At 63.6% G+C, this 1,209-nt stretch carries 1 protein-coding gene; it reads left to right on the top strand.

Annotation, left to right across the window (positions count from 1 at the left end; all coding sequences use genetic code 11):
• Positions 1-16 precede the first annotated feature (16 nt).
• A complete protein-coding gene (locus NKI99_RS33750) occupies positions 17-1,045 on the top strand; it encodes an IS110 family RNA-guided transposase (RefSeq protein ID WP_352532767.1) in 1,029 nt (342 codons plus the stop codon).
• Positions 1,046-1,209: the final 164 nt, after the last annotated feature.

The following is a 1,209-nucleotide window of genomic DNA, read 5'->3' on the forward strand; positions in this document are numbered from 1 at the left end:
TCGGGAAGGAGCAGCCGTGAAGTATTTTGCTGGATTAGACGTATCTTTGGAAGAGACCGCGATTTGCGTCGTCGATGAGAGCAGTCAGATCGTGAAGGAAACACGAGCGGCGAGCGAACCACAGGCCTTGTCCGATGCGTTGCGGAAGCTCGATCTGCCGCTGGAGCGCATCGGGCTTGAAGCGTGCTCGCTGACGGCCTGGCTTCACGATGGATTGTGCGCCGAAGGTCTGCCTGCGATCTGCATCGAGACGCGCCAAGCCAATGCGGCCATGAAGACGATGCCGAACAAGACCGATCGCAACGACGCCCGCGCGCTTGCGCAGATCATGCGCACGGGCTGGTATCGGCAGGTGCATGTCAAGAGCCGGCAATGCCGGCTGTGGCGTGCGCTGCTGGTTGCCCGCCGGACGGTGCTGAACGAGATGCGCAGCATCGAGAATGTCGTGCGCGCCATGCTGCGAGAGGCCGGCGTCAAGCTCGGTACGCCATCGCGCACCGCCTTTGCTGATCGCGTGCGCGAACTGGCCAGTGCCGAGGTGATGGCGATGGTCGAGCCGCTGCTTACGATCCTCGGCACCATGCTCAAGGAGTTCGCCCGGCTGACCAAGAAGGTTCTCGACATCGTCCGCAAGGAGGAGGTCTGCCGGCGGCTGATGAGCGCGCCAGGCGTTGGTCCGATTACGGCGCTCGCCTTCCGCGCCACGATCGACCGGCCGGAGCGGTTCGGCTCCTCGCGGGCGGTGGGAGCGCATCTGGGGCTGACGCCAGCGCGATACCAATCCGGTGAGACCGACATCCAGGGCAAGGTCAGCCGCTGTGGCGACGAGCTCGCCCGCACAGCACTCTACGAGGCAGCCCATTCACTGCTTGTGCGTTCCAAAAAGTGGTCGAGCTTGCGCGCCTGGGGCATGAACATCGCCAGACGCCGCGGCATGGCGCGGGCGCGGGTGGCGGTGGCCCGCAAGCTGGCCGTCATCCTGCACCGCATGTGGGCCGACGCAACCGAATTCCGCTTTGGAAAGGAAGCCGCCGGATCGGCATGAAATAGCGCAAGGAACAAAAACGAACACAAACAGTGGTTCGCCCGCGAGGGTGATCTGGATCGTTCCCGTGGGGACGATGGGCAAGGCGATCTCGTTAGCAGGCACGATCCTGGGCGAAGTCTCCCAAGGTCGTTCAACAGATTGAGACGCCTCGCTCTCCTGAC

Origin of the sequence: Mesorhizobium sp. M0239 (assembly GCF_040321815.1) — a bacterium.
GTDB lineage: Bacteria > Pseudomonadota > Alphaproteobacteria > Rhizobiales > Rhizobiaceae > Mesorhizobium.